Origin of the sequence: Pseudomonas juntendi (assembly GCF_009932375.1) — a bacterium.
Classification (GTDB): Bacteria; Pseudomonadota; Gammaproteobacteria; order Pseudomonadales; family Pseudomonadaceae; genus Aquipseudomonas; species Aquipseudomonas juntendi.
On sequence record NZ_BLJG01000463.1, the window covers coordinates 1 to 444 of the forward strand.

1 protein-coding gene is annotated in these 444 nt (G+C 64.4%); it reads right to left on the bottom strand.

The window, feature by feature from the left end:
• A partial coding sequence (locus tag GYA94_RS26745; RefSeq protein WP_255327011.1) for a methyl-accepting chemotaxis protein occupies positions 1-444 on the bottom strand: 444 nt, incomplete at both ends.

Here is a 444-nt window from a genome sequence, read left to right on the forward strand (position 1 = left end):
AAATCCGAAACACCCCCACCTGCCCATACAACCCCTGCGCCAACCGCTGCAAGGCCCCCGCCGTCTCGGCCGTCTGCTCCACCGCCTGGCTATTCTGCTGCGACATCTGGGCAATCCGTTCAACGTTGCGCGCCACATCCTGGCTAGCCGCGGTCTGTTCCCGCAGCGCCAGGGAAATCTGATCCACCATGCGCACCACGTCCCCCGAAGACTGCCGAATGTTGACGATCGCCTCCCCCGCTTGTTGCGCCAGGGTCACACCGCCTTTGACCTGCTGTACACCCACCTCCATCTGCCCCACGGCCTCGCGGGTGCCGGACTGGATGCGTTTGACCATCTCGGTAATTTCCTGCGTCGAGTTGCCCGTGCGTTGTGCCAGCAAACGTACTTCGTCGGCCACCACCGCAAAGCCTCTGCCCTGTTCGCCGGCGCGGGCGGCTTCGA